Source organism: Rhodococcus sp. NPDC058639, from assembly GCF_042717545.1.
Lineage (GTDB): Bacteria > Actinomycetota > Actinomycetes > Mycobacteriales > Mycobacteriaceae > Rhodococcus.
Genome location: NZ_JBHXRF010000001.1, coordinates 549,384 through 574,316 on the forward strand (window position 1 = coordinate 549,384; position 24,933 = coordinate 574,316).

Sequence of the window (24,933 nt, forward strand, 5' to 3'; positions counted from 1 at the left end):
GGAAGGCAGGCGGGCGACGTCAGCGCTCCGGGTGCAGCGCCATGTACCGCGCGGGCAGTTCTCCGCCGCCGTGCACGGCGAGGTCTGCTCCGTTCACGTACGACGCCAGCGGTCCGGCGAGAAACAGGCATGCACCCGCGATGTCCGACGGAACGGCCATGCGTTGCATCGGCAGTGTCTTCGTCACGGCGGCACCACCGTCTGCTCCGTACACCTCCGCTGCGGCTTCGGTCCGGATCAGTCCGGTGGTGATGTGGTTGACCCGTACTGCCGGAGCCCACTCGAGGGCGAGCGCCTTCGTCAGCGCGAGCAGTCCCGCCTTCGCGGCCGTATATGCGGCGGTGCCGGGCTGCGGGTCGTGTGCCGACACGCTCCCGATGTTGATGATCGACCCACCGTCGTCCTGCCGGCACATGACGGCGTTCGCCGCCTGGGCGACGTAGAACGGGGCGAGCAGGTTGAGGGCGACGATCTTGTCGAAGAAGCGCGTCGATACGGTCGCGGCGTCCGAATCGGGGGATCCGCCGGCGTTGTTGACGAGAACGTCGAGACGGCCGAATTTTTCGACGGCCGTCTCGACGAGAGACTTCGCCTGCCCGGCATCACGGATGTCGGCAGCGGTGAACGCAGCGGAACGGGAATCCACGGTGGGCAGCGTGTCGGGCGCGGTGCGACCGCATACGAGTACGTCCGCGCCGGCGGCCAGGAAGGTCTCGGCGATGACGTATCCGATGCCCTTGGTGCCGCCGGTCACGAGGACCGCACGGCCGGTGAAGTCGGCAGGATTGTCGAGGAACATGCCCGGCAGACTATGCCGAAATGCGCGGCGGCGGACCGCCGTTCCCGCTCACCAGTCGACTACAGCAGGTGCACCTTCTTGTAGAGGAACTTCGACGGGCCGCCGACCAGGCCGACGGTGTCGAGGAACGTCATGAGCTTGGCACCGGACTTGCGCACCCGGTCGTGGTGGTACGTGTTGTTCCGTGCTTCGTGAACGGCACGCTCGGCGTCGAGGCCCGCGTTGGCGTAGACGTCGGGGTGGATCATGCTCTTGACGACGAAGTACACGACCACTGCGGTGTTGATGCGTTCGATTGCGAGCCGCAGGCGGCTCGCACCGTTGAGTCGCCGTCCGACCTCTTCGCGAGCGAAGCGGATGTGGCGCGCCTCCTCGAGCACGTGGATCTTCGAGACCGCGCGTGTGACGGGCTGGACGCGTTCGTCGCGCATGAAGTCGCGCTGCATCATGTCGAGGATTTCCTCGGCGGCCATCACCGCGGCGTACGCGTTGGCGCCCTTGAAGAAGTGACCCCACAGCCGTCCGAGGTGGTGGATGTAGCGGGGCGGACCGTAGCCCGGCATGTTCAAGCGCTCGCCGGCCCGGGCGAACATCACGGAGTGGCGGCACTCGTCGGCAACCTCAGTGAGCGCGAACTGCACGTGGCGGCTGTGCTTGTTGCGGTCGTACACGTCGCGCAGGAGCATCTGCATGAGCAGGATCTCGAACCACAGGCCGGTGCTCGACACGCTCGCGGCCTCGTGCTTGGTGAGCTCGATGCGCTGCTTGTCGGTGAGTTCGTCCCACAGCGCGGTGCCGTAGAGGGTGCTCCATTCGGGGGTCATGCCGAATTTGTCGTCGGGGACGGGTGCCTCCCAGTCCACTTCGACGACCGGGTCGTACGACTTGCGGGCGGACGAAGCGAGCAGGCGACCGGCCGTTTCCTCACGATCGGAAAGCCGGATGCCGGGTACGAAACCCTTGCTGGATTCGCGGGTGAGCGATGCGGTCATGTCTCCACCTTTAAGTGTGACGACGGGTAACTGTTAAGTGAGGTTAGCGTGATCGCGCGCACAGCACAACGTCTGCGCCCGACTCCGTGTCGGATGCCGGAGAGGAGTGCCGGGGTAGCTACGAGCGCGCGGGTGCCCAGAGTGCCGACGCGAGTGCGCCTACCAGCAGAATCGCGGCCATCGCCCACAAGCCCTGCTGCATGCCTGCCAGGAACGCGTCCCGGGCGAACGCCGCGAGCACGTCGCCCTGCGGGCCCGCCTGTTCGGCGACCTCGACTGCCGCAGCCAGCGAATCCTGCACTGCGCCTCTCGCCGGTTCGGGAATCGACGGTGCGATCGGATCGATCCGGTGCCCGTACGCGCCCGCGAGCACACTGCCCGCGAGCGCGACGCCGATGGCAGCGCCCACCTCACGGGTCGCGTCGTTGACGGCCGACGCGACACCCAGCTGGTCCTCCGGGGTGTTGGTGACGATCGCGTGGGTCGCGGGCGCGGTGCAGACACCGATTCCGATACCGGCGATCGCCATCGCGATCGCGACGTCGGTGTACGACGAATCCGCGTCCAGCAGACTCATGACGATCATCGACACCCCGATCAGGGCGAGCCCGACGCTCATGAGGACACGGAGTCCGAACCGCCGCAACAACATCGGCATCCCCACCGAGAGCGCCATCACCACCAGGAAGATCGGGGTGAGGGCCACCGCCGACATCAGCGGCGAGTACCCGAGCACGAGTTGCAGGTATTGCACGATGAGGTAGAAGACGCCGAATCCGGCGAGATACTGCAGTGTGAGGCCGCCTGCTCCGACGGCGAACGCGCGCTGGGAGAACAGTCGTACGTCGAGCAGGGGTGCCGGTGAGCGCCGCTCGACGAGCACGAACGCCACTCCTGCGGCCACTCCCGTGACCAGGGCGCCGACGGTGAGTGCGTCGATCCATCCGCGCTGCGGGCCCTCCATCACGCCGAGGACGAACAGTCCGACCGCGGCCACGACGAGCACGGCTCCGACGGTGTCGAACCGCGCCGGTTCCGCCGCCCGGGAGGACATGACCGTGGTGCCCGCGACGACGAGCACGGCCGATATCACCGCGAACCCTGCGAAGATGAGCTTCCACGACCCGTATTCGAGGATGATGCCCGATCCGAGCATGCCGACGACCGCGCCGGACCCGGCTACTCCCGCCCAGATCCCGATGCCCCGGGAACGATGCTCCTCGGTGAACGCCGCGGTGATGAGGGACAGCGTCGCAGGCATGACAAGCGCCGCGCCCACCCCGGCCACGGCGCGCGCGGCGATCACCCAGTTCGGATCGGACAGGAGCAGGGGAAGCGCCGACCCGATCCCGAAGACGACGAGGCCCGCCAGCATGACTCCGCGCCGGCCGAACCTGTCTCCGAGCGCGCCCGCCGGGAGCAGCAGTGCCGCAAGGGTGAGCGTGTATCCGTCGACGATCCACGTGAGCTGGGCCTGTGTCGCCCCGGTCTCGACCGCGATATCCGGTAGTGCCGTGTTGAGCGACGCCATCGCGGCGATGACGGCGGCGACTGCGGCACATGCGACCGTGAGCAGCCATATCTGAGACCCCGTCATGCGGGTCTTCTGCGCGGCGGGCGAAGCTGATTCGGACACGGGCGCCTTCCGGACGAACGTGGTGCCGGATGAAAAAAGACTGTCGGCATCGTAGCCGAAACCGGTGGTGCCGGACCGGTTCGCGACGCAGCGCCCACGGCAGCGTCAGGGCACGGCAGTGTCAGGGCACGGCAGTGTCAGGGCACGGCAGTGTCAGGCGGCGGAGTCCGGAGGGGCCGTGGAGTTCTCCGTGCGCGCATCCTTGTCCCGCCCTCGGCGCAGCACGTACGCGCGTGAATGACTGAAGTCCTTCACCCGCAGGTTCCGCACGACGTGGAGCCTGAATTCGCGGTGGTCCCCGAGTTCCTCGGCGAGTTGCTGGTCGATCAGGATCGAACCGGGGCGAGCGGCACCGGTCAATCGTGCGGCGATGTTGACCACCGATCCGAACAGGTCTCCGAAGCGGGCCAGCGCCGGACCCGAGGCCAGACCGATCCGCAACGCGGGCGTGTCCTCGAACGCGGCGAACGCTTGCTGCAATTCGAGCGCGATCCGCGCGGCGTCGACCGCATCTTCGGCGGCGAACATCACCTCGTCGCCGACGGTCTTGATCACCCAGCCGGCGTGCCGGGTGATCACACCGGACACCGCGGCCTCGAAGTGATCGAGCAGCACGTTGAGTTCGTCGGCATCGATACGCCGGGTCAACTGCGTGTACCCCACCATGTCGGCGAAACCGACGACGAGTGGACGGGTCTGCGCGTCCCCCTGTGCCCGGACGGCGGTGCGGTTGGTCGTGGCAACCAGATGCCGACGCCACATGTAGCCCTGGAGGCTCTCGGCACGGTTCGCCACGCGGCGGAGGATGTCGTCGACGAACTCGCGGATCTCCTCGTCCTCCGGGGGCGCCGACGCGGTGCCGTACGCGGTGGAGAGCTGGGAAACGACGTGGCTGCTCAAGAGAGCGAACTGCCATTCGCTCAGTCGCGACATCGACTGTCCCAGAGAACGCGCCGCGGATATCTCGGCGGAGGGGTCGATGGCGCCGCTGCCGAGAATCGCTGCAAGATTGCGCAGGGCTCCGAGATCCCCGTCTGTGAACATCACCGCGCCCGGGTCGGGGTCGACCGTGAATCCCAGGGCCTGCCACAACTGGCGGACGCGGGTCGGCTCCAGCCCGGCGAGGTCCGAGACCTCGCGCAAGGTGTAGCGGCGAACGCCGAGCAGGGTGCGTTCGAGCTCGGCGCGGATCGTCGCAACCACCTCGGGGGTGGCCTGCGACCGTTCATCGGACGGGGTCACGAGACCATCCTTACCTGTACTTCGGTTGCGGAGGCTGTAGATCCGCCACCGGCGCTCGGTGTCGTGTCGTACACATGTGCGACAGTGGGCGTCGAAAATACGCCGGACAATCCAGCGAGCCGAGAAAGGACATGGCATGCCGCCCCGCACACGCGCGGACCATCTGACGGAGGAGCAACTCGGCGAGCTGAGTAATGCACTCGCGGAGGGTCGTCGCGCGACTGTATATCTCATCGACGGCATTCCGAGCCTCGGCATCGAACCCGGCGCGTCGGCGCGGGTGGTGTCCGTCACCGGCACCACCGTCATGGTGCGGCCGAAAGGGGTCGACGACGAGTTGCCGTTCGAGTCCGACGAACTGCGCCTGACCCGGCAACCCGCCGGGGCGCCGGCGAAGAAGGCGGCGGCCACGAAGTCCGCGCCCGCGAAGGCGGCGGCGTCGACGTCCCCGGCTGTGACCCCTCCTGCCCCCAAGCCTGTTGCCCCCAAGCCTGCTGCCCCCCAGCCTGTTGCCGCCGGTTCCGCTATTGCCAAGCCCGCGTCGAGGCCTGCTCCTCCGGTGCGTGGTGCCCAGACCAAGAGCGTCGAGGAGACGAAACCCGTGAACGACACGACCCCCGGTTCCGCCGCGCCCGCGTCGCCCGCCAAGCCGAAAGCCCCGGCGCGCAAGGGTAAGAAGGCGCCCACGATCAGCATCACGATCACCATCGACCCCGAGAGCGAATGGACCGTCGGAATCGCGCACGGCACACGGAAGGTCGGCAAGCCGTCACCCGTGGCGCCCGACGCCGTCGAACGGGCCGTCAAAGAACTCGGTGATCCCGGTGCCGTCGAGGCGGTCCAGTCCGTGATCGACGCGGCCCGCAGCGCGGCCGAGGAACGTGTCGCGCAGCTCAGCCGCGAACTCGAGGAAGCGCGAAAAGCTCTCGAAAGTCTCGGCGCAACCCCGAAAACAGGCATCGACCTCTAGTACCCTCACAACGAAGGTCGCCCGCCGCGCGAGAGGGACACGATGTTCAGAAGGTTCGCTCTACTGGCCACCGCAGTGATGGCGTTGGCGGGCGGTGGGATGGGGATAGCCACCGCAGCACCTCCTGTCACCCTCGGCGGTGGTTCGGGGATCACTCTCGGCGACGGTGGCCAGGACATCTACGACTGCACCCTCACCACCATCGGAAACGACGCCGCCGGTCGTCTCGTCGGCCTGACCGCGGCGCATTGCGGTCTCCCCGGCATGACCGTGAAGGCCGAGTACGACACCGCGGCCGGTTCCGTCGGCCGGATCGTCTCCTCGAACACCGTGCTCGACTACGCAGTCATCGAGTTCGATCGCAGCAAGGTCGTGCCTGTCAATCGGGTGGGAAACACGTCCATCACCGGCGTGGGGTCCCCCGCGGGCTTCCCCGATATCGCGTGCAAAGAAGGCCGCACGACGGGCAACACGTGCGGCGTCGTCTGGGGCGATGTCTTCGGTTCGCAGGAAACCTGGACCCAGGTGTGCGTGATCGAGGGCGACTCGGGTGCGCCACTGGTCGTCGGCACGACACTCGTCGCGATGGTCAACGCCTACCTGTTCGCGCCGTGCGCAGGCCCGCAGGTCGGAACGAACATCGACGTGATCTTCGCCGACATCGGCGCTCGCGGTGGCGTCGGAACGGGGTTCCGGCCGATCTAGCCGGAACGCCTTCTCCCGCAAGGCCGGTCGGCGGTCACCCGCACACCGCACCGTGTGACGCCGAGCCGACGAGCTTGGTGTATTTGGCGAGCACACCACGTGTGTACCGCGGCGGCAACGGTTCCCACCCTTGCTGCCGCGCCGCCATCTCCTCGTCGCTCACCAGCACGTCGAGGAGGCCGTTGGCCACGTCGAGCCGAATTCGGTCGCCGTCGCGGACGAAGGCGATGGGTCCGCCGTCGACTGCTTCGGGGGCGACGTGCCCGACGCACAGGCCGGTCGTGCCACCGGAGAAGCGGCCGTCGGTGAGCAGCAGGACGTCCTTTCCGAGACCCGCGCCCTTGATGGCGCCGGTGATCGCGAGCATCTCCCGCATCCCGGGCCCACCCTTGGGGCCTTCGTACCGGATGACGACGACGTCGCCCGCCGTGATGGTGCCGTCCTCGAGCGCGTCCATCGCCGAGCGTTCCCGCTCGAATACCCGCGCGGTGCCTTCGAATACCGACTCGTCGAACCCCGCCGACTTCACGACCGCACCGCCGGGAGCGAGGGTGCCCCGCAGGATGGTGATTCCGCCGGTGGGATGAATCGGGTTGCTCAGAGCGCGCAGCACCTTGCCGTCGGGATCGGGCGGAGCGATGCCGGCGAGATTCTCCGACAGCGTGCGGCCGGTGACGGTGAGACAGTCGCCGTGCAGCAGTCCGGCGTCGAGCAGCGCCTTCATGATCACCGGTACGCCGCCGATGTGGTCGACGTCTTTCATGACATGGGTGCCGAACGGTTTGACGTCGGCGAGGTGCGGCACCCGCGCGCCGACGCGCACGAAGTCGTCGAGGGTGAGTTCCACCTGGGCCTCGTGTGCGATGGCAAGCAGATGGAGGACCGCGTTGGTGGATCCACCGAACGCCATGACCACGGCAATCGCGTTCTCGAACGCTTCCTTCGTCAGGATGTCGGATGCGGTGATCCCGCGGCGCAGCATCTCCACGACCGCCTGGCCGCTACGCCGCGCGAATCCGTCGCGCCGACGGTCGGTGGCGGGCGGTGACGCGCTGCCGGGCAGCGACATGCCGAGGGCTTCGGCCGCGCTGGCCATCGTGTTCGCGGTGTACATGCCTCCACATGCGCCTTCTCCCGGGCAGATGGCCCGCTCGATGACACCGAGGTCGGCTTCCGACATCAGGCCCCGCGCGCATGCGCCGACGGCTTCGAACGCATCGATGATCGTCACGTCGCGTTCGGTGCCGTCGGACAGTTTTGCGACTCCCGGCAGGATCGATCCGGCGTACAGGAACACCGACGCGAGGTCGAGGCGCGCGGCGGCCATGAGCATGCCCGGCAGCGACTTGTCGCACCCTGCGAGCAGTACCGATCCGTCGAGTCGCTCGGCCTGCATGACCGTCTCCACACTGTCGGCGATCACTTCCCGCGACACGAGGGAGAAGTGCATCCCCTCGTGTCCCATCGAGATGCCGTCGGACACGGAGATGGTGCCGAACTCGAGTGGGTATCCCCCGGCCGCGTGCACGCCTTCCTTGACGGCTTGCGCCAACCGGTCGAGCGACAGATTGCACGGGGTGATCTCGTTCCACGATGAGGCCACGCCGATCTGCGGTTTCTCCCAGTCGTCGTCGCCCATGCCTACCGCGCGGAGCATGCCGCGGGAGGCGGTCTTCTCGATTCCGTCGGTGACGTCGCGGCTGCGGGGTTTGAGGTCGGGGACGGGCTGCCCGGGCCGATCGGTCATGACGCTCCGTGTCCGCGGGGGTCGCGTCCGGTGAGGGCGAGCAGGCGGTCCTGCACAGACGCATCGTCGCCGACAGGCACGGGATCGGCGAACAGCCCGCTGCCCGCAAGCATGTCGGTCTGTGGCTGGAGGTCCTTGTAGACGGCGTCGACGAGAACCGGATCGAGTTGCTCGTCCGATCCGGTGGCGCGTGCGAGGTCCCACGCGTGCACGGTGATGTCGCCGACCTGCTGCCTCAGGTAATCGATGCACGGCACGGCGCCGTAGGACAGCTGGACTTCCTGGTCGGCCGGCGTCTTGGCCCACGCCTCGGTCGCCTGCTCGGAGAACTTTGCCCAATCGGCAGCAAGGTCGTCGCCGAGCGGTTCGAGAGCGGACTCGGCCTCCTCGAGTGTGCGTCCCGACAGCAACGGCGCTACCCAGCGTTGTTCGTCGACGACGTGCCGGACCAGAGTGGCAATGTCCCATTCGGTGTCGGGGGTGGGGGCGTGCCAGTCGGTGATCCGCGCGACGCGGCGGTCGAACTCGCGCCGAGCGGTGCGTTGTAGTGAAACCCAGTCGTTCGCCATGATTCCCACCCTAGACACGGGCGGGCTGCGATCACGGCGATTTCAACCCGTGCACCTCCGCTCGGGGTGCGTCAGGATCGACGGGGAGCCCGCCGTCTACGGGGTTCGTTGCCGATTCGAGGAGAGCGCATGTCCGTCCCCACCGTCGAGCTCGCCCCCGGGCTGACCGTCAGCGCGCAGGGCTACGGCGCGATGTCGGTTTCCCCCGCATACGGACCGATCGATCCCGGGGAAGCACTCGCCACGCTGCACCACGCGGTGGACCTGGGAGTCACCTTCGTCGACACCGCGAACGTGTACGGCAACGGCACGAGTGAGACCGTGGTCGGGAAGCTGCTCGAATCTCGGCGCGACGAGGTGCAGGTCGCGACAAAATTCGGTCTGGTGGGAGGCATCGGTTCCACCGGCACCGGAAACCGCCGCATCAACGGACGGCCCGAATACGCGAGGCAGGCGATCGACGAGTCGCTCGAGCAGCTCGGGGTGGACAGCGTGGATCTGTACTACCTGCACCGCGTCGATCCGGAGGTGCCCATCGAGGAGACCGTCGGTGCACTCGCCGAACTCGTGCGGGCCGGCAAGGTCCGCCACATCGGATTGTCCGAGGCTACCGGGGACGAGATCCGTCGCGCGCACGCCGTCCACCCGATCACAGCGGTGCAGTCCGAGTGGAGCATCGTGTCGCGGGATGTCGAACGACACGTGGTGCCGACGGCCGCCGAACTGGGCATCGGTTTCGTGCCGTACTCGCCCGTGAGCAGGGGTCTGCTCACCGATTCGTTCGACCCGGAGCAGCTCGGCGAGGGGGATCTGCGTCGCAGATTCCCTCGATTCGAGTCCGGCGCGCTCCCGGGCAACCTCGCCGTGCGAGACGAAGTCCGGGCGGTCGCCGACGAGGCCGGCGCGACCGTCGCACAGGTCGCGCTGGCGTGGCTGGACGCCAAAGGCCGCGAGTTCGGTCTCCCGACGGTGTCGATTCCCGGCACCCGGTACGCCGCGCGTGTCGCCGAGAACGTGGGCGCGCTCGACGTCACGCTGACACCTGACCAGATCGCGCGTCTCGATCTGCTCGCCGACAAGATCGTCGGACCGCGGTCCGCAGATCCGCAGTGGGTGTCGCTCGGTCGCGAGTAGTCGGCGTCGCTCTCGAGCGTGGGAGTAACGTTCGTCCATCATGAGGGCGTGGCTGGTCTGGAGTGTCGGAGTATTCGCCTACATCGTGGCGGTCCTGCACCGGACGGCCTTCGGCGTTTCCGGGCTCGCCGCGACCGAGCGTTTCGAGATCTCCCCGGCGGTGCTGTCGGGGTTCGTCGTCCTCCAGCTCGTCGTGTACGCAGGCATGCAGATCCCGGCTGGGGTGCTCCTCGACCGGTTCGGTTCGCGCTGGGTCATCGCGATCGGTGCGGCTGTCATGGCGGTGGCTCAGTTGGTGCTCGCCACCACGGAGTCGTTGCCGATCGCCTATATGGCCCGGGTGTTCGTCGGGGCGGGTGATGCGCTGACGTTCATCTCGGTTCTCCGGCTGGTGCCGGTGTGGTTCGCGCCGCGACGGGTGCCCCTCGTCTCGCAGCTCACCGGGATCCTCGGCCAGATCGGGCAGGTGCTGTCCGCGGTTCCGTTCGTGCTGGTGCTGACCGGTGTGGGATGGACGGCGGCGTACGGCAGCGCGGCGTCGATCGGTGTGTTCGCCTGCATCCTGGTCATCGCGATGGTGCGTGACGCGCCGTACGGGGACGCGCCGGCCACACAGCCGATGGGTCTTCGTGATTTGGTCGCACAGATCGGTGTGGTGTGGCGCCGTCCGGGCACCAAGCTGGGCTTCTTCACCCACATGGGCACCCAGTTCTCGGTGACGACCTTCGCGTTGATGTGGGGTGTTCCCTATCTGGTCTCCGCGCAGGGGCTGTCGGCAGCCGCGGCCGGCACGATGCTGACGGTCTCGGTGGTCACCGCGATCGCGGCGGGTCCCGTCCTCGGCATCCTGTCCGGCCGCTTTCCTCTCCGGCGCTCCTGGATGGTGCTGGCCATCATGCTGGCGAACGCGACGATCTGGACCGTGGTGCTGGCGCTGCCCGGTCCGGCGCCGATCGCGTTGCTCGTGCTGCTCATCGTCGTCATCTCCGTAGGTGGCCCCGGCTCGATGATCGGGTTCGACTACGCCCGCACGTTCAATCCCGGCACCGCGCTGGGGACCGCGAACGGCATCGTCAACATCGGAGGGTTCCTCGCCACCCTGCTCGTCGTGCAGACGATGGGTCTCGTCCTCGAACGGCTTGGTGGGTACACATTCGACGCGTTCCGTGTCGCGTGGCTCGCGCAGTACCCCGTCTGGGTGATCGCGATCGTCGGTGTTCTCGTGACGCGCGGCCGGGCCCGCCGCGAGGCGGGTGTGCATCCGCGCAGCTCATGGCAGGTTCTGCGGCAGCGGACCGCGGCGCGTCGCGGAGAACTGGCAGACTCGGAGGGGAAAACCCCGAGGAGGACGAGCAGTGACAGCGACGGTGGACGACCCTGATCCGGGCGCCCCGATTCCGGAACATCCCACGGACGGACAGAGCGCGACGTCGCTCTCGCCGCGCGAACTCGCCAGGTTCCTGATGGTGTACAAGTTCGGCATCGACGAGATGATGACCAAGATCAACATCTTGCGGGACGAATTCACCTACGCCCACGACTACAACCCGATCGAGCACGTCAAGTCGCGCCTCAAGACCCCCGAGTCGATTCTCGCGAAGGCCGCCCGCAAGGGCGTCGACCCCACGCTGGACGGCATCCGCGCCAGCCTGCGGGACATCGCGGGTATCCGCATCTCGTGCAGTTTCACGTCCGACGTGTACCGGATCTCGGACATGATCACCCGGCAGCGCGATGTACGCGTCGTCGAGGTGGTGGACTACATCGCGCACCCGAAGCCGAACGGGTACAGCAGCCTGCACGTGATCGTCGAGGTCCCGGTGTTCATGTCGGACCGGGTGGAATCCGTCTACGTGGAACTCCAGATCCGCACGGTCGCGATGGACTTCTGGGCCAGTCTCGAGCACAAAATCTATTACAAACACGACCGTGCCGTGCCGAGCGATCTGCGCGAAGAACTACGGCTCGCGGCCGAAACGGCACGTGCACTCGATGTGCGGATGGAAGCGCTGCACGAGCGGGTGCACGGCCACTTCGGCGACTGACGCGTTCGGTCTCGTCCTGGACGGCTCGGCGGGTGCGCAGTCGTGTCTTGTCAAGTAGGAGAAGGTAATTCGCCGTACCACGGCGGAACTCGTGGCTCAGATGCCACAGTCGGCACATGGGTGCCGCGGGCACGATCCTCAATGGTCGACGGAGAGGGGCACTTTCTGTCGTTCCGGTCTCGTACCGTCGGACTTTCCGTGTGCTGCAGACGTGGCCGTCCACCCGAGGCCCGCTGATCGATCAGGAATCGAGAAGCCGCCGCCCACGGTGGGGACCTAACCTGGGAAACACCGCATGTGACCGACACCGGGGAGGAACACCATGACCACGAAATCGACTGCCCACGAGAGCTTCTCTGCACAGGAGCGCGCTGCCATGAAGGAGCGTGCAGCAGAAATCAGGGCCGAGAACAAGCGCGCGAAGAGCGCCGAGAAGGCCGCGGCGGAGGAGACGGACGTGCTGGAGAAGATCGCCCAGATGCCGGACGGCGACCGCGAGATGGCGGAGCGCGTCCACGCGATCGTCGCAACCGTCGCTCCGGAGCTGGCCCCGAAGCTCTACTACGGACAGCCCGGGTACGCCCGCGACGGCAAAGTGCTCTGCTTCTTCCGTAGTGGACAGATGGACAAGGAGCGCTACTCGACGTTCGGGTTCAGTGTTCAGGCCGAACTGGACTCCGACGACGGAGTCTGGCCGACCGCGTACGCGCTACAGGAGCCGTCCGCGGACGCCTGGGAGCGCCTGGGCGAACTCGTCCGCCGGGCCGTCGGCGCGCCCGGCAGCGACTGACTCTCGGGCGACCGGCTCTCGGGCGACCGGCTCTCGGGCGACCGGCTCTCGGGCGACCGGCTCTCGGGCGACCGGGGCGGTTCAGCCCTTCTCGGACTCGTCGGACGCAGCGTCCTTTCCGTCGCCGCCCGCGGTCACAACACTTTCCTCCGTCACCTCACCGTTTCCGCCGACCGTCTCGATGACGAGGCCGTCCGTCCCGGCATCGACGCGCACCGTGTCGCCGCCGGACAGCGTGCCTGCGAGCAGCAAATTCGAGAGTTTGTTGTCGAGTTCCTTCTGAATCGTGCGGCGCAACGGACGCGCTCCGAACTCCGGCGCGAATCCTGTGTCGACCAGCCAATCCACGGCGCTGTCGGTGATCTCGAACTCGACGTTCTGTGCTCGCAGCAACCGTTTCGTTCCGCCGAGCAGCAATCCGACGATCTGGTGCAGTTGTTCCTTCGCGAGTCGGTGGAACACCACGGTCTCGTCGATCCGGTTGAGGAACTCGGGCCGGAAATGCGCGTGCAGACGTTCCATCAACTGCGGGGTGAGGGACTCGATGTCGTCACCGGAGTGGGCCAGGATCATGTCCGAACCGATATTGCTCGTAAGGATGACGATCGTGTTCTTGAAATCCACCGTGCGTCCCTGGGCATCGGTGACGCGCCCGTCGTCGAGCAGTTGCAGCAACACGTTGAACACGTCCGGGTGCGCCTTTTCGATCTCGTCGAACAGGATCACCGAATACGGCTGACGACGAACCTTGTCGGTCAACTGCCCGGCTTCTTCGTACCCGACGTAACCGGGGGGAGCACCCACCAGTCGTGACACGGTGTGTTTCTCCTGGAACTCGCTCATGTCGAATCGGATCATCCGGTCTTCGTCACCGAACACCGCCTCTGCCAATGCCTTTGCCAGTTCCGTTTTTCCGACACCGGTGGGTCCGAGGAACAGGAACGAACCGATCGGCCGATTCGGGTCGGCGAGTCCGGCACGTGCCCTGCGAACGCCTTCGGCCACCGCCGTGACCGCTTGCTCCTGGCCGATCACCCGCGCGTGGAGCACGTCCTCGAGATCCAGGAGCCGCTGCCGTTCCTCCGCTGTCAAGTCGGACACGGGAATACCGGTCTGCCGGGAGATCACCTCGGCGATGTCGAGCACTTCGACCTGCGGGGTGGACTCGGTTTCTCCGACTCCGGTGCGCTCCTCCAGTGCGGTGATCGCCTTCTTCAGTTCCCCCGCCTTCGCATAGTCTTCGGCAGCGACGGCGGAGTCCTTCTCACGTTCGAGGCGCGCCAGTTCCTCCTCGTGGGAACGGGTGTCCGCGTCGGGAGTCTTCGTCCGCAGGCGGACGCGCGCACCGGCCTGGTCGATCAGGTCGATGGCTTTGTCCGGCATGAAGCGGTCGGTGATGTACCGGTCGGACAGTTCGGCTGCGGCGATCAGCGCCTCGTCGGTGTAGTGGACCTGGTGGTGTTCCTCGTAGACGTCGGCGAGTCCGCGCAGGATTTCTATGGTGTCGTCGACCGAGGGTTCGACCACCATGACCGGCTGGAACCTGCGTTCGAGCGCAGCATCCTTCTCGATGTACCGGCGGTACTCGTCGATCGTGGTCGCGCCCACCGCGTGCAGTTCCCCGCGGGCGAGAGCCGGCTTGAGCAGGTTCCCGGCGTCCATCGACCCTTCCCCGCCGCTGCCTGCGCCGACGATGGTGTGCAACTCGTCGATGAACAGCACCAATTCGTCGGAATGGTCGCGCACCTCGTCGAGAATCTTCGTCAGGCGTTCCTCGAACTCGCCGCGGTATTTACTGCCCGCGACCAGCGACCCCACGTCGAGCGCGACGACTCGCCGGTCGGCGAGGGTGGAGGGCACATCTCCGTTGACGATGCGCTGGGCCAGGCCCTCCACGATCGCGGTTTTACCCACCCCGGGATCTCCGATGAGTACGGGATTGTTCTTCCGGCGCCGAGAGAGGATCTCGACTGTCTGCGCGATCTCGTCGGAACGGCCGACCACCGGGTCCACGTTGCCGGCGCGTGCTTCCGCGGTGAGATCCCGCCCGTACTGGTCGAGTGTGGGTGTCGTGCTGGATGAGCCGTCGCGAGGGCCACCGGTGTCGAGTTTCGCGCCGGCGAGCACATGTGCGGCGGGGTTCTCGCTGTTCTCCGCGATCCCGTACAGGATGTGTTCGGGCCCGATGTAGCTCGTGCCCGATTGTCCTGCCTGCTGCTGGGCAACACGGAATGCACGCTTCGCCGCCGGACTCAGGACCGGCCCCTCGCCCGCGCCCTCACTCTTGCCCGCGAGCGCACGCATCTGCTCGGCAACGGTGTCGGGATCGAGTCCCAGGCTGCTGATCACGCCTCGGGTCGGGTCGTTGAGCGTGGCGGCGTACAGCAGATGTTCGGGAGTCAGTTCCGGATTGCCCCACTCTGCGGCGGCATTTCGGGCATCCGCGACAAGTTTCTTGGCGTCGTCGTTGAGCAGTCGGCTCAGATCGACGCGCTGGACCGGTGGTTGGCGCATTCCTCCGGGACCGAAGAATCGGTCGAAGATGTCTTCGAACGGATCGCGCGAAATCCAGCTGTCGGTCATCGTCACTCCACGGTGTTCGGACCTCAGTTTCCGACACTCACCAGCAGTGCAGCGTATGCGGATCCAAGGATTCGCCCAGGTATCCCGTTATTTGATGGTTGTCGGCTGATAGGTCGATCGTAGTGGCGACGACGAGATTTGTACGTCGCTCCGGCACTTCCGGCCCTCGCGCAGCGTGTAGCGCCGCTCGCGGAGGCGAGGGGCCGGCCTGCCGAGCCGTGACGACAAGTCGTGCGGAATCGCAAGACGCGCAAGGTCGCCCGCCGCGTGCAGGACGAAGGCGCCCCCTCGGTCCGGGATGGATCGAGGGGGCGCCTTCGACGGGTGGCTTACCCGTCGGTGCCTGCGTGTATTCAGCGCCTACTTGTAGAAGGCCTACTTGTAGCTGTAGAAGCCTTCGCCGGTCTTGCGGCCGAGACGGCCGGCGTCGACCATGCGGCGAAGCAGTGCCGGGGGAGCGTAATGCGGCTCGGCGAACTCTTCGTAGAGCGACTGTGCGGCGTTGAGGGTGATATCGAGGCCCACGGTGTCGATGAGGGTGAGCGGGCCCATCGGGTATCCGCAGCCACCCTTCATTGCGGCGTCGATATCTTCCTTTGTGGCATAGCCCGATTCGAGCATGCGCACTGCCGAGCACAGGTACGGGATGAGCAGTGCGTTGACGATGAAGCCGGCGCGGTCGCCCGCGCGCACGGCGGTCTTGCCGAGCGTGTTCTGCGCGTAATCGAACACGGTGTCGGCGGTCTCGGCATCGGTGGTGAGTGCGGAGATGATCTCCACCAGCGGCATCACAGGCACCGGATTGAAGAAGTGCACGCCCACGACCTTGCCGGGCCGCTTCGTCGCCTGTGCCACCTTGATGACGGGGATGGACGACGTGTTGGTGGCGAGGATGCCTTCCGGCTTCACGATCCGGTCCAGTTCGGCGAAGATCTCGACCTTGAGGGCCTCGATCTCCGGTGCCGCCTCGACCACGAGGTCGCGGTCCGCGAACTCCTCGATGTCGGTGGTGACCCGGATCCGTGCGAGCACCGCGTCCGCGTCGTCCTGCGTGATCTTGCCGGACTTGACGCCACGTCCGACCGACTTCGCGAGGCGCTCACGGGCAGCCGCAGCGAATTCCTCGGTGGTCTCCCGGACGAGAACGTCGCTTCCGGCCTTCGCGCAGACTTCGGCGATACCGGCACCCATGGTGCCGCCGCCGATCACGCCTACCTTTTCCACTGTCACTACGAGTACTCCTGATCGGTGTGATGGTTCAGCGGTGTCAACCTACGCGTGCTGCTCAGCGGAGCAGCGCGCGCGACATGACGACGCGCTGGATCTGGTTGGTGCCCTCGTAGATCTGGGTGATCTTGGCGTCGCGCATCATGCGCTCGACGGGGAAGTCGGTGGTGTAGCCGGCACCGCCGAACAGCTGGACCGCGTCGGTGGTGACCTCCATCGCGACGTCCGAGGCGAAGCACTTGGCCGCTGCGGAGATGAAGCCGAGGTTGGCCTCACCGCGCTCGGCGCGGGCTGCGGAGGTGTACACCATGAGGCGCGCGGCTTCGACCTTCATCGCCATGTCGGCGAGCATGAACTGCACGGCCTGGAAGCTCGAGATCGAGGTACCGAACTGCTTGCGATCCTTGGTGTAGGCGATCGCGGCGTCGAGCGCACCCTGTGCGAGGCCGACGGCCTGCGCACCGATCGTCGGGCGGGTGTGGTCGAGGGTCGCGAGGGCGGTCTTGAAGCCGGTGCCGGGCTCGCCGATGATGCGGTCGCCGGGGATGCGGCAGTTCTCGAAGTACAACTCAGCGGTAGGGGAGCCCTTGATGCCGAGCTTCTTTTCCTTGGGTCCGACGACGAAGCCTTCGTCGTCCTTGTGGACCATGAACGAGGAGATCCCGTTGGCACCCTTGTCGGGGTCCGTCACGGCCATCACCGTGTACCAGGTGGACTTTCCGCCGTTGGTGATCCAGCACTTGGAGCCGTTGAGGATCCAGTCGTCGCCGTCGGCCTTCGCGCGGGTGCGCATCGAGGCGGCGTCGGATCCTGCCTCCCGCTCGGAGAGTGCGTACGACGCCATGGCGCCGTTGACGATGTCGGGCAGCACCTTGGCCTTGAGCTCGTCGGAGCCGCGGAGGATCAGGCCCATCGTGCCGAGCTTGTTGACGGCCGGGATCAGCGACGAGGAGCCGCAGACGCGGGCGACTTCTTCGATGACGATGCAGGTCGCGACGGAGTCGGCGCCCTGGCCTTCGAACTGCTCGGGGACGTGGATCGCGTTGAAGCCCGAACGGTTGAGGGCGTCGAGTGCTTCCTGCGGGAAGCGGGAGTTCTCGTCGACGTCCTTCGCGTGCGGCGCGATCTCCTTCTCGGCGAGGGCGCGGATCGCCGCGCGCAGTTCGTCGTGCTCGTCTCCGAGCTTGAAGAGATCGAAGTCGGGATTGAGGGCCACGGTGGCAAACTCCTAACGGCACTCGGTGCCATTAATTGGGGCGGATCCGCACCACCTTATCGACTGCAAAGGCGTGCGACGTCACGGAATTCTTTCATTTTACCTCGGGCACTGAGTGCCAGGTCAATGGCAGGGGACGTTCGTCACGAAGACGGCCGGTTTTGTTCCAGCTCGCGACGAACCTGCTCGGCGACCTCGGCCGGCGAGGCCCCCACCGGAAAGGTCACCACCGTGACGGCCCGCTGGGGCAGGTCCGCGCCCGGGTGGGCGCCGGTGGCGGCCTGGGGTACCACCCCGAATGTCCGGCGAACCTCGTAGAGCGCTCGGTGCAGTTGCTCGGAGGTGGCCGTGTCGTCCCCCCGGATCATCGCCCGGAGCAGATAGTTGTGCGTCGCCGTCATCGCGGCCGCGAAACTCACGATGTGCACGGGCTTCGCCGTGGGCGCCGCGGCCCGCAGGAAGTCGGTGAACAGCCGTTCGTAGCGATAGGTCGTGACCAGTTCGCGTTCACGCAACGCCGGTACCCGTTGCACCACGCGGTACCGCCAGACCGCCAGCTCACGCCGGTCGCGAAAATGCCCGAACACCAGTTCGGCGGCATCGCATGCCGCGAGCCACGGATCGGCGAAGTCGCCCGAGAGGTACCCGGCGACCTGCTCGAGCAGCGATTCGTGGTCGGCGAAGATCACGTCTTCCTTCGACCGGAACTGACGGAAGAACGTCCTGCGGGACACACCGGCCGCCGCCGCGATCTGCTCGACCGTCGTGGACTCGTATCCGAATTCGGAGAACAGCCGGATCGCCTGGGTTACGACATGCACCCGGAACTGAGCCGGGTCGGGTCCTGCCGCGTCGGGACGGCGCGGGGTGCCGGTGCCTGATGTCATGACAGTCCAGTATTCAAGGTCGGCGCGTCGGGGATACGCAGCACCACCGGTCTACGCCGCGCAGAGTCCGCGACGCCGCGGAAGTAATGAGCACAGGACTCGGTGGACACAGACACCTCCGGAGGGTCTCGCGACCGGCGTTGCCTGTGATCGTCGCAATCCCGAACGGTACAGAGGTGACGAATCGCCGAATTGGGCCTTCGGAGGTGGCCTCACCTCGTCGCGCGGCTGCCGGTGCCACGGAAGAACGCGCGCAGCCGTTGCGCGACACGCCGGTGCCAGGCCACACGCCCGGTCTCGGTCGCCGGCCGTTCGAGAACACCGGTGCTGCCTGTTTCCGGCCGGCGCACCGGCCAGTTGTCGTCGATGTCGGTGACGTCGCGGCCGAGGCCGCGGAGATATTCCGCGAAGCTGCGCTGCCGCTCCGCGTGCCACGCGGCCTGGTCGGCCATGATGTCGAGGTCTGCCAGCTGCGGGTACCGGTCGATGAGCGCACGGGTCAGGTGACCGGCGGCGAGCGCGTCGGCCTCCGCTTCGTGGGGGCTGGCGAGCTGGACGCCGTACACCTCGCAGACCGCCTGGAGTGTGCGCCTGCCGCTGCGAGTGCGGTCCATCTCGCGATCGATGACGTACGGGTCCACGACGGTGCCGATGTCGAGTTCCGGTAGCCCGAGTCGGCGGCCTTCGGCGTCGAGGATGGTCAGGTCGTAGCTGGCGTTGAATGCGACCACGATGTGTCCGCGCTCCCACGCGTCGCACACCGCCTGCCGGATCTGGCGATACCCGGCGAGGTAGTCCATGCCCTCTGCGCGGGCGCGTTCGGTGCTGATGCCGTGAATGGCGGTGGTTTCGGGTGGTATCGCGATGCCGGGGTCGAGCAGCCACGAACGGGACTCGATCTTGTCACCGTCGAAGGTGGCCACGCAGGCAGCGACGATGCGTGCGGTACGGGGATCGCGGTCGGTGGTCTCGAGGTCGAATGCGCAGATCGGTCTGTCTGGCCAGTGCGTCATCCGTGTGTCCTCGCGTCCTGTTCGATCGTGTTCTGCCTACAGCCCGCATTGTTGCCGGGGGTACCGACACGACCGTGGTGGTGCGAGGTGGCGGGCGATGCCTCAGAACGAATCGCTGCACACCACGAAGTTGCGTTCCTCGTACACGTATCCGGAGTCCGACAACGAGCACTCGTTCACATCGGAGGTGTCGGTGAGGATCTCGGTGACCTTTTCGCCCTGGATCGCAGTCGCCGAGCAGTCGATCCGCTGGGGATCCTCTCCGCCCAGGTCCATGCACTCGCCGACTGTCCAGTCGATGTCGAGGCACAGGGCACCGGTCTCGACGCCCCCGAGCGTCTCGAAGTACGTCTGGTCGATGTCCCCGGAGCACTCGTCGCTCGATGCGACGACGTTCACGACCTTGTAATTGGAGGCGCGGCTACCGCAGTCGGCGTTGTCGATGGTGGCGTCGTCGACGGCGCCCCCCAGTGCGACACAGTCCCCGGGCTCGACGTCGACTTCCAGATTCAGGTCTGCGGCCGTCGTGCTCGCGGTCGTCGAACGCGAGGTCGCCGGAGCCGGCGTCGCGGTCGTGGTCGCGACGGCGTCGGCGCCGGGCAGCGCGCGGCCCTCGGTCTCGGAGGCGCATCCGCCGAGCACGGCTACCGCCACCACCGTCACGAGAGCGAGCCCCGCCCGCCGGAGAATGATCATGTGTGGAGGGTACGGAATGTCCGTTTCCGCCGTCCCGTCCAGGTCGTGGATTTCCGACGATCCCGAGCGCGGAATGCCCCCCGGAGTGCGACCATGTGCGCATGGACCTCCCAGTGGTTCCACCCCTGGCACCGATGCTGGCGAAGGCTGCCACCGCGGTTCCGGCACAACCCGACGACGGAACGGCCGTGTGGTCGTACGAGCCCAAGTGGGACGGCTTCCGGGCGATCGTGTTTCGCGACGGTGAGGAGGTGGTGTTCTCGTCGCGCGGTGGCAAGGATCTGGCGAGGTACTTTCCCGAACTCGTCGCGGCAGTGCGGGCGGAACTTCCCGCGAGGTGTGTCGTCGACGGTGAAATCGTCGTTCCGCGCGAGAGCGACGGGCTGACCCGGCTCGACTGGCAGTCGTTGTCCGAACGTATCCATCCCGCGGCGAGCCGGGTGGCACTGCTCGCCGAGCAGACACCGGCCCAGTTCGTGGGCTTCGACCTCCTTGCGCTCGGCGACGAGAATCTCATGACCAGTCCGTTCGCCGACCGTCGTGCACGGTTGCGCGACGCGCTCGGAGGCGGCCCCAGCTGTCACGTCACGGCGTCCACCACGGACGCCGCGACCGCCCGGCGATGGTTCGAGGAATTCGAAGGCGCCGGCCTCGACGGTGTGGTCGCCAAGCGTCTCGACGGAATCTACCGCCCCGACAAGCGAGAGATGATCAAGCTCAAACACGCTCGCACCGCGGACTGCGTTCTCATCGGATATCGCAAGCACAAGAGTGTCGACGGTGTCGGTTCCCTTCTGCTCGGTCTCTATCACGACGGTGAACTCGCCATGGTCGGCGGCGCTTCCGCTTTCACCACCGCGCGGCGGAAGGCATTGCTCGCCGAGTTGGAGCCGCTGCGTGTCGGTGCGGACGTCGTCGCCGAGGGGGAAGCGACCCGCTGGCGGTCGGGAGTGGATCGCAGTTGGGTGCCGTTGCGTCCGGAGCGCGTACTCGAGGTGGCGTACGACCAGATGGAAGGCACGGCCGGAGCAGGAATGCGGTTCCGGCACGCCGCGCGGTTCCAGCGGTGGCGACCCGACCGGGACCCGGCAAGCTGCACTTACGATCAGCTGGACGTGCCCGTGCGATACGACCTGGGCGACGTGCTCGACCGGACGGAGGACTGATCGTGGCTGCCGAACGCTCGCCCGCAGAGGAACTCGACGTCGGCGGAGTTCCTGTCCGGCTGTCGAATCCGGACAAGATCTACTTCCCCCAGCTGGGCTCGTCCGGCGGCACGAAACGGCACCTGGTGGAGTACTACCGGACGGTGACCACCGAACTCGGTGCGCCGCTGCTCGGCGCGTTGCGCGAACGGCCCACCCACCTTCAGCGCTTTCCCGGCGGTATCGACTCCGAGGAGATCTACCAGAAGCGGGCACCCGCCAAGCGGCCCGATCATGTCGCCACGTGCGAGATCACGTTTCCCTCGGGCCGTACCGCGGACGCGCTTCGCGTGCGCACGGCGGCCGACGTCGTCTGGGCGGCGAATCTCGGCACGGTCACCTTCCATCCGTGGGCCGTGCGCTGCGGCGACGTGGACCGGCCCGACGAACTCCGCATCGATCTCGATCCGGCCGACGGGACGGGATTCGGCGCGGCACGTGCCGTCGCGCTCGACGTGGTGCGGCCCCTGCTCGACGAGTTGGGGCTCACCGGATTCCCCAAGACGTCGGGGGGTCGTGGTCTGCATGTCTACCTGCGGATCGTGCCGGAGTGGGATTTCGTCGGTGTGCGACGCGCCGGTATCGCGCTCATGCGTGAAATCGAGCGTCGCAGCGACGGGCGCGCGACCACCTCGTGGTGGAAGGAGGAGCGGGGCGACCGTTTGTTCCTCGACTACAACCAGAACGCCCGCGACAAGACCATCGCCTCGGCCTATTCGGTGCGGCGAACACCCATCGCCACCGTGTCGACCCCGTTGACGTGGGACGAACTTGCCGACGCCGAACCGGACGACTTCACCATCGCGACGGTGCCGGAGTTGCTCGCACGCCGCGGCGATCCGATGTCCACACTCGACGACCACGCTCACTCGCTCGATGTGCTTCTCGAGATGGCGGATCGGGATGCCGCCGACGGCCTCGGCGATCTGCCGTATCCACCGACCCACCCGAAGATGCCCGGCGAACCCAAGCGGGTGCAGCCGTCGCGGGACACGGACCGGAAGACGACCGGCTGAGAAGTACCGGCACGATCCGCCTCGTTCGCCCGGTCCGGCTCGGGTGCCGAATTGGTCCCCGGTCGTTACCTCGTCGGAAGATCAGCGTCTCTGGATTTCCATAGACTGGCCGGAAACCTGTTCGCCGGAGTCTCGGGAGGATCGCCACTGTGTCTCGCACGTGGATGTCGGGTCGGCTGTTCGGTGCCGGTGTGATCGGCGCCGCCGTCGTGGGGGCAGGTCTCGTCGTTCCGGGATCCGCGCTCGCCGCCACCACATGCGCGGCACCGCCGGGAGGCCCGGCGGAGGTGACTCGGGTCGACGGCCCCGCGGCCTGTGGGGCGACCACCGACGGGACGGGCAGTGCCTGGAGCCTCGGTGAGTCCGGCGTCGGATTCGCGGATGCCGGCGCCGGCGCGACGGTCGGGGCCGCAGGGTTCGCCGGTGGGGTCGGTGCAGGCGAGAGCCGTGGCGGACGACTCCTCGCAGTCGGATACGGATTCGAGTCCCTCGCGCTGGGTTTGCTGGACGAGCCCGGCACCGCCCTCGTCGTGACGGGTCCTCGATCCCAGGCTTTCGTCGGTGACGCCGACGATCCGGTGTTGTGTGAGGGTGAGTTGGCCGCGACGATCAACTTCGGGACCGGGTCGGGGTGCGTCGTGGCCGGTGCCTTTCGCTACGTGACCCCGACCGCCCGCTGATTCCACGGGCACCGGGTCGTGTTGCCACGTCCGTAGTTCGCGCCCGCGGGCCGCGCGCCGGCGGCACCGGATTGGGAATACAGACAGCCTGTACGGAAACCCTTCCGTTCACTGTCGTCCGCACGTAGCCTTCGGCACATGTCGAGGGGAGGGTGTCGATGACGACCGGAGCGGTGCTTGCCGCGGAGGGGCACGACGACCACCTGTTGCGGACCGCGATGCATGTCGATCCGCGGTTCCTCCCGTTGGCCGACAGGTTCTTCGCGCTGTACACACAACCTCACCACGGCGGTGGAGCCCTCACCGCCTACCTGCACGGCGAGAAGGTCCTCGACGTCTGGGCGGGCTGGGCGGACCGCACGCGCCGGTGGACGCAGGACACGATGGCGCTGTCCTTCTCGACGGGCAAAGGCGTCGCATCCACCGTCGTGCACCGTCTCGCCGAACGCGGACTGATCGACTATTTCGCCCCGGTCGCGCAGTACTGGCCCGAGTTCGCGGCCGGCGGCAAGGGATCTCTCACCGTCGCAGATGTCATGACGCATCGGGCCGGACTGCACCGCGTCCGTGGGCTCGTCCCAGGGAAAAGGGGCATTCTCGACTACGACGCGACCGTCGCCGCGCTTGCTGCGGCCACCCCCGACCGTCGGAGAACGTCGGGTTCGGGTTACCACGCGGTGACCTATGGCTGGCTGGTCGCCGAAATCGTCCAGCGCGTAACCGGGTTGCCGTTCACCGAAGTCGTCGACCGTGAGATCGCGCAGCCCCTCGGGTGTGAGGACTTCTGGTACCGGGTCCCGCACGACGAGCGCGGCCGCATCGCACGATTGTTCCCGCGGATCAATCCGGTGGGTCTCGACTGGGGTGTCAGTGCCTCCGTCCTGTCACGGGTCGCGCCGACGCGGGGACTGGTCGAGGCGGCAATGCCTGCGGGCTTCGACGAACTCGTTCGCGATCCGGCGGTGCACGATTCGGTGATGCCGGGCTGGAACGGCGTATTCACCGCCCGTTCGCTCGCTCGTATGTACGGCGCGATCGCGGGTGGCGGCACGATCGACGGAGTGAAGTTCCTCGATCCGTCGACCATTGCCGCGATGGACGAGGTGCGGTCGCGGAGCCGCGACTACGTGCTGGGTGTGCCGATGGCGTGGCGTCTCGGCTACCACCAGCCGATATTCGCCAGCCGCGAGCGCCCGCGCGGCGCGTTCGGTCACTACGGGGTCGGTGGTTCCGGAGCATTCGCCGATCTGGATTCGGGAATGTCGCTCGCATTCGTCACCAACCGTCTCGGCGTCGGCGCGATGCCCCTCGGCGACCTGCGCCTGGCTCGGCTCGGCGCCCTCGCACGCGACCTGGCTCGCCTGGCCTGACACCGCAGCGCGCTCCGGTCGATGTCCGGCCATTTTCGCGGATTCGGGCACGCGGACCCACCGTGGGCGGGAGTATCCGACCAGGACACGGACCGGTGTTCGGTGGCGATGCCAAGGAGCGTTGGAATGAACCACGTCTATCGAGTGATCGAAGTGGTCGGCTCGTCGACCACCGGGGTGGACGACGCGATCGCGAAAGCGGTGGCGCGGGCGGCGGAGAAGACGCGGCATCTGGAATGGTTCGAAATGGTCAATGTGCGGGGTCACATCGACGACGGAAAGGTCGCTCATACCCAAGTGACGCTCAAGATCGGATTCAGGATAGAGTCGGGAGACGAGTTGGCGCGTTGAGGTCATTCTCGAGCACTGAAATGCCCTGCTAGAGTGACGATAACGGCGTTCTCGACCAGA

23 protein-coding genes are annotated in these 24,933 nt (G+C 67.0%); 11 read left to right on the forward strand and 12 right to left on the reverse strand.

The annotated features are described in order from the left end of the window. Nucleotides 1-19: 19 nt before the first annotated feature. The 4 genes from ACFWU2_RS02625 to ACFWU2_RS02640 form a co-directional block, all read right to left on the reverse strand. On the reverse strand, nt 20-799 hold the full coding sequence (locus ACFWU2_RS02625) for an SDR family oxidoreductase (RefSeq protein ID WP_378599859.1): 780 nt from the start codon (nt 797-799) through the stop codon (nt 20-22). 59 nt (nt 800-858) lie between these two features. Next, nucleotides 859-1,791: a diiron oxygenase gene (locus tag ACFWU2_RS02630; RefSeq protein WP_378599863.1), complete on the reverse strand. Its 933-nt coding sequence runs from the start codon at nt 1,789-1,791 to the stop codon at nt 859-861. A 118-nt stretch (nt 1,792-1,909) separates the two neighbouring features. Beyond that, complete coding sequence (locus tag ACFWU2_RS02635; protein WP_378600262.1) at nt 1,910-3,388, reverse strand: MFS transporter; 1,479 nt, start codon at nt 3,386-3,388, stop codon at nt 1,910-1,912. Between the two features lie 192 nt (nt 3,389-3,580). Further along, nucleotides 3,581-4,669 (reverse strand): adenylate/guanylate cyclase domain-containing protein, encoded by a 1,089-nt coding sequence (locus ACFWU2_RS02640; RefSeq protein WP_378599867.1) that lies wholly within the window; start codon nt 4,667-4,669, stop codon nt 3,581-3,583. A 136-nt stretch (nt 4,670-4,805) separates the two neighbouring features. On the opposite strand from ACFWU2_RS02640, the gene ACFWU2_RS02645 reads away from it, so the two are divergent. Further along, nucleotides 4,806-5,639: a DUF6319 family protein gene (locus ACFWU2_RS02645; RefSeq protein ID WP_378599872.1), complete on the forward strand. Its 834-nt coding sequence runs from the start codon at nt 4,806-4,808 to the stop codon at nt 5,637-5,639. 42 nt (nt 5,640-5,681) lie between these two features. Then, nucleotides 5,682-6,344 (forward strand): serine protease, encoded by a 663-nt coding sequence (locus tag ACFWU2_RS02650; protein WP_378599876.1) that lies wholly within the window; start codon nt 5,682-5,684, stop codon nt 6,342-6,344. A gap of 34 nt (nt 6,345-6,378) precedes the next feature. On the opposite strand, the gene ilvD is transcribed toward ACFWU2_RS02650, so the two are convergent. After that, nucleotides 6,379-8,091 carry a dihydroxy-acid dehydratase gene (gene ilvD, locus ACFWU2_RS02655; RefSeq protein WP_378599881.1) on the reverse strand — a complete coding sequence of 571 codons (1,713 nt, stop codon included), beginning with the start codon at nt 8,089-8,091 and terminating at the stop codon, nt 6,379-6,381. Next, nucleotides 8,088-8,660, reverse strand: coding sequence for a TIGR03086 family metal-binding protein (locus ACFWU2_RS02660; protein ID WP_378599886.1), 573 nt, complete (start codon nt 8,658-8,660; stop codon nt 8,088-8,090). Before ACFWU2_RS02660 ends, ilvD begins: the two co-directional genes overlap by 4 nt. Before the next feature lie 129 nt (nt 8,661-8,789). Between ACFWU2_RS02660 and ACFWU2_RS02665 the strand changes: the two genes are divergently transcribed. From ACFWU2_RS02665 to ACFWU2_RS02680, 4 genes are all read left to right on the forward strand, one after another. Beyond that, a complete protein-coding gene (locus ACFWU2_RS02665; RefSeq protein ID WP_378599891.1) occupies nt 8,790-9,794 on the forward strand; it encodes an aldo/keto reductase in 1,005 nt (334 codons plus the stop codon). Nucleotides 9,795-9,834: 40 nt separating this feature from the next. Then, nucleotides 9,835-11,175, forward strand: coding sequence for a nitrate/nitrite transporter (locus tag ACFWU2_RS02670; RefSeq protein WP_378599896.1), 1,341 nt, complete (start codon nt 9,835-9,837; stop codon nt 11,173-11,175). A gap of 13 nt (nt 11,176-11,188) precedes the next feature. Next, on the forward strand, nt 11,189-11,839 hold the full coding sequence (locus ACFWU2_RS02675; protein WP_378600268.1) for a GTP pyrophosphokinase family protein: 651 nt from the start codon (nt 11,189-11,191) through the stop codon (nt 11,837-11,839). A 322-nt stretch (nt 11,840-12,161) separates the two neighbouring features. Further along, entirely contained in the window at nt 12,162-12,629 is a 468-nt protein-coding gene (locus ACFWU2_RS02680; RefSeq protein ID WP_378599901.1) for an iron chaperone, read from the forward strand. A gap of 81 nt (nt 12,630-12,710) precedes the next feature. On the opposite strand, the gene ACFWU2_RS02685 is transcribed toward ACFWU2_RS02680, so the two are convergent. The 6 genes from ACFWU2_RS02685 to ACFWU2_RS02710 all read right to left on the reverse strand — a co-directional run bounded on the left by ACFWU2_RS02685 (nt 12,711) and on the right by ACFWU2_RS02710 (nt 20,251). After that, on the reverse strand, nt 12,711-15,212 hold the full coding sequence (locus ACFWU2_RS02685; protein ID WP_378599905.1) for an ATP-dependent Clp protease ATP-binding subunit: 2,502 nt from the start codon (nt 15,210-15,212) through the stop codon (nt 12,711-12,713). Between the two features lie 375 nt (nt 15,213-15,587). Further along, a complete protein-coding gene (locus tag ACFWU2_RS02690; RefSeq protein WP_378600273.1) occupies nt 15,588-16,436 on the reverse strand; it encodes a 3-hydroxybutyryl-CoA dehydrogenase in 849 nt (282 codons plus the stop codon). Between the two features lie 61 nt (nt 16,437-16,497). After that, nucleotides 16,498-17,655 carry an acyl-CoA dehydrogenase gene (locus ACFWU2_RS02695; protein ID WP_378599909.1) on the reverse strand — a complete coding sequence of 386 codons (1,158 nt, stop codon included), beginning with the start codon at nt 17,653-17,655 and terminating at the stop codon, nt 16,498-16,500. A 143-nt stretch (nt 17,656-17,798) separates the two neighbouring features. Continuing rightward, on the reverse strand, nt 17,799-18,542 hold the full coding sequence (locus tag ACFWU2_RS02700; RefSeq protein WP_378599913.1) for a TetR family transcriptional regulator: 744 nt from the start codon (nt 18,540-18,542) through the stop codon (nt 17,799-17,801). A 212-nt stretch (nt 18,543-18,754) separates the two neighbouring features. Then, the gene (locus tag ACFWU2_RS02705; protein ID WP_378599917.1) at nt 18,755-19,555 is read right to left on the reverse strand and encodes a 3'-5' exonuclease; all 801 of its coding nucleotides are present in this window, start codon (nt 19,553-19,555) and stop codon (nt 18,755-18,757) included. A 102-nt stretch (nt 19,556-19,657) separates the two neighbouring features. Then, nucleotides 19,658-20,251: a hypothetical protein gene (locus tag ACFWU2_RS02710; RefSeq protein ID WP_378599920.1), complete on the reverse strand. Its 594-nt coding sequence runs from the start codon at nt 20,249-20,251 to the stop codon at nt 19,658-19,660. Nucleotides 20,252-20,352: 101 nt separating this feature from the next. Between ACFWU2_RS02710 and ACFWU2_RS02715 the strand changes: the two genes are divergently transcribed. The 5 genes from ACFWU2_RS02715 to ACFWU2_RS02735 all read left to right on the forward strand — a co-directional run bounded on the left by ACFWU2_RS02715 (nt 20,353) and on the right by ACFWU2_RS02735 (nt 24,873). Then, nucleotides 20,353-21,417 carry an ATP-dependent DNA ligase gene (locus tag ACFWU2_RS02715; protein WP_378599924.1) on the forward strand — a complete coding sequence of 355 codons (1,065 nt, stop codon included), beginning with the start codon at nt 20,353-20,355 and terminating at the stop codon, nt 21,415-21,417. Continuing rightward, nucleotides 21,417-22,472 (forward strand): DNA polymerase domain-containing protein, encoded by a 1,056-nt coding sequence (locus ACFWU2_RS02720; RefSeq protein ID WP_378600276.1) that lies wholly within the window; start codon nt 21,417-21,419, stop codon nt 22,470-22,472. The genes ACFWU2_RS02715 and ACFWU2_RS02720 overlap by 1 nt, the downstream gene beginning before the upstream one ends. A 149-nt stretch (nt 22,473-22,621) precedes the next feature. Further along, entirely contained in the window at nt 22,622-23,152 is a 531-nt protein-coding gene (locus ACFWU2_RS02725) for a DUF6764 family protein (RefSeq protein WP_378599929.1), read from the forward strand. Nucleotides 23,153-23,310: 158 nt separating this feature from the next. Further along, on the forward strand, nt 23,311-24,522 hold the full coding sequence (locus tag ACFWU2_RS02730; RefSeq protein WP_378599934.1) for a serine hydrolase domain-containing protein: 1,212 nt from the start codon (nt 23,311-23,313) through the stop codon (nt 24,520-24,522). A 126-nt stretch (nt 24,523-24,648) separates the two neighbouring features. Further along, on the forward strand, nt 24,649-24,873 hold the full coding sequence (locus ACFWU2_RS02735) for a dodecin (RefSeq protein ID WP_169622896.1): 225 nt from the start codon (nt 24,649-24,651) through the stop codon (nt 24,871-24,873). Nucleotides 24,874-24,933 lie beyond the last annotated feature (60 nt).

What these genes read in the sequence shown, in the direction of transcription:
- ACFWU2_RS02625 (WP_378599859.1), bottom strand. Translation starts at nt 799, where the DNA reads ATGTTCCTCGACAATCCTGCCGACTTCACCGGCCGTGCGGTCCTCGTG.
- ACFWU2_RS02630 (WP_378599863.1), bottom strand. Translation starts at nt 1,791, where the DNA reads ATGACCGCATCGCTCACCCGCGAATCCAGCAAGGGTTTCGTACCCGGC.
- ACFWU2_RS02635 (WP_378600262.1), bottom strand. Translation starts at nt 3,388, where the DNA reads ATGACGGGGTCTCAGATATGGCTGCTCACGGTCGCATGTGCCGCAGTC.
- ACFWU2_RS02645 (WP_378599872.1), top strand. Translation starts at nt 4,806, where the DNA reads ATGCCGCCCCGCACACGCGCGGACCATCTGACGGAGGAGCAACTCGGC.
- ACFWU2_RS02650 (WP_378599876.1), top strand. Translation starts at nt 5,682, where the DNA reads ATGTTCAGAAGGTTCGCTCTACTGGCCACCGCAGTGATGGCGTTGGCG.
- ilvD (WP_378599881.1), bottom strand. Translation starts at nt 8,091, where the DNA reads ATGACCGATCGGCCCGGGCAGCCCGTCCCCGACCTCAAACCCCGCAGC.
- ACFWU2_RS02660 (WP_378599886.1), bottom strand. Translation starts at nt 8,660, where the DNA reads ATGGCGAACGACTGGGTTTCACTACAACGCACCGCTCGGCGCGAGTTC.
- ACFWU2_RS02665 (WP_378599891.1), top strand. Translation starts at nt 8,790, where the DNA reads ATGTCCGTCCCCACCGTCGAGCTCGCCCCCGGGCTGACCGTCAGCGCG.
- ACFWU2_RS02670 (WP_378599896.1), top strand. Translation starts at nt 9,835, where the DNA reads ATGAGGGCGTGGCTGGTCTGGAGTGTCGGAGTATTCGCCTACATCGTG.
- ACFWU2_RS02680 (WP_378599901.1), top strand. Translation starts at nt 12,162, where the DNA reads ATGACCACGAAATCGACTGCCCACGAGAGCTTCTCTGCACAGGAGCGC.
- ACFWU2_RS02685 (WP_378599905.1), bottom strand. Translation starts at nt 15,212, where the DNA reads ATGACCGACAGCTGGATTTCGCGCGATCCGTTCGAAGACATCTTCGAC.
- ACFWU2_RS02700 (WP_378599913.1), bottom strand. Translation starts at nt 18,542, where the DNA reads ATGACATCAGGCACCGGCACCCCGCGCCGTCCCGACGCGGCAGGACCC.
- ACFWU2_RS02705 (WP_378599917.1), bottom strand. Translation starts at nt 19,555, where the DNA reads ATGACGCACTGGCCAGACAGACCGATCTGCGCATTCGACCTCGAGACC.
- ACFWU2_RS02710 (WP_378599920.1), bottom strand. Translation starts at nt 20,251, where the DNA reads ATGATCATTCTCCGGCGGGCGGGGCTCGCTCTCGTGACGGTGGTGGCG.
- ACFWU2_RS02715 (WP_378599924.1), top strand. Translation starts at nt 20,353, where the DNA reads ATGGACCTCCCAGTGGTTCCACCCCTGGCACCGATGCTGGCGAAGGCT.
- ACFWU2_RS02730 (WP_378599934.1), top strand. Translation starts at nt 23,311, where the DNA reads ATGACGACCGGAGCGGTGCTTGCCGCGGAGGGGCACGACGACCACCTG.
- ACFWU2_RS02735 (WP_169622896.1), top strand. Translation starts at nt 24,649, where the DNA reads ATGAACCACGTCTATCGAGTGATCGAAGTGGTCGGCTCGTCGACCACC.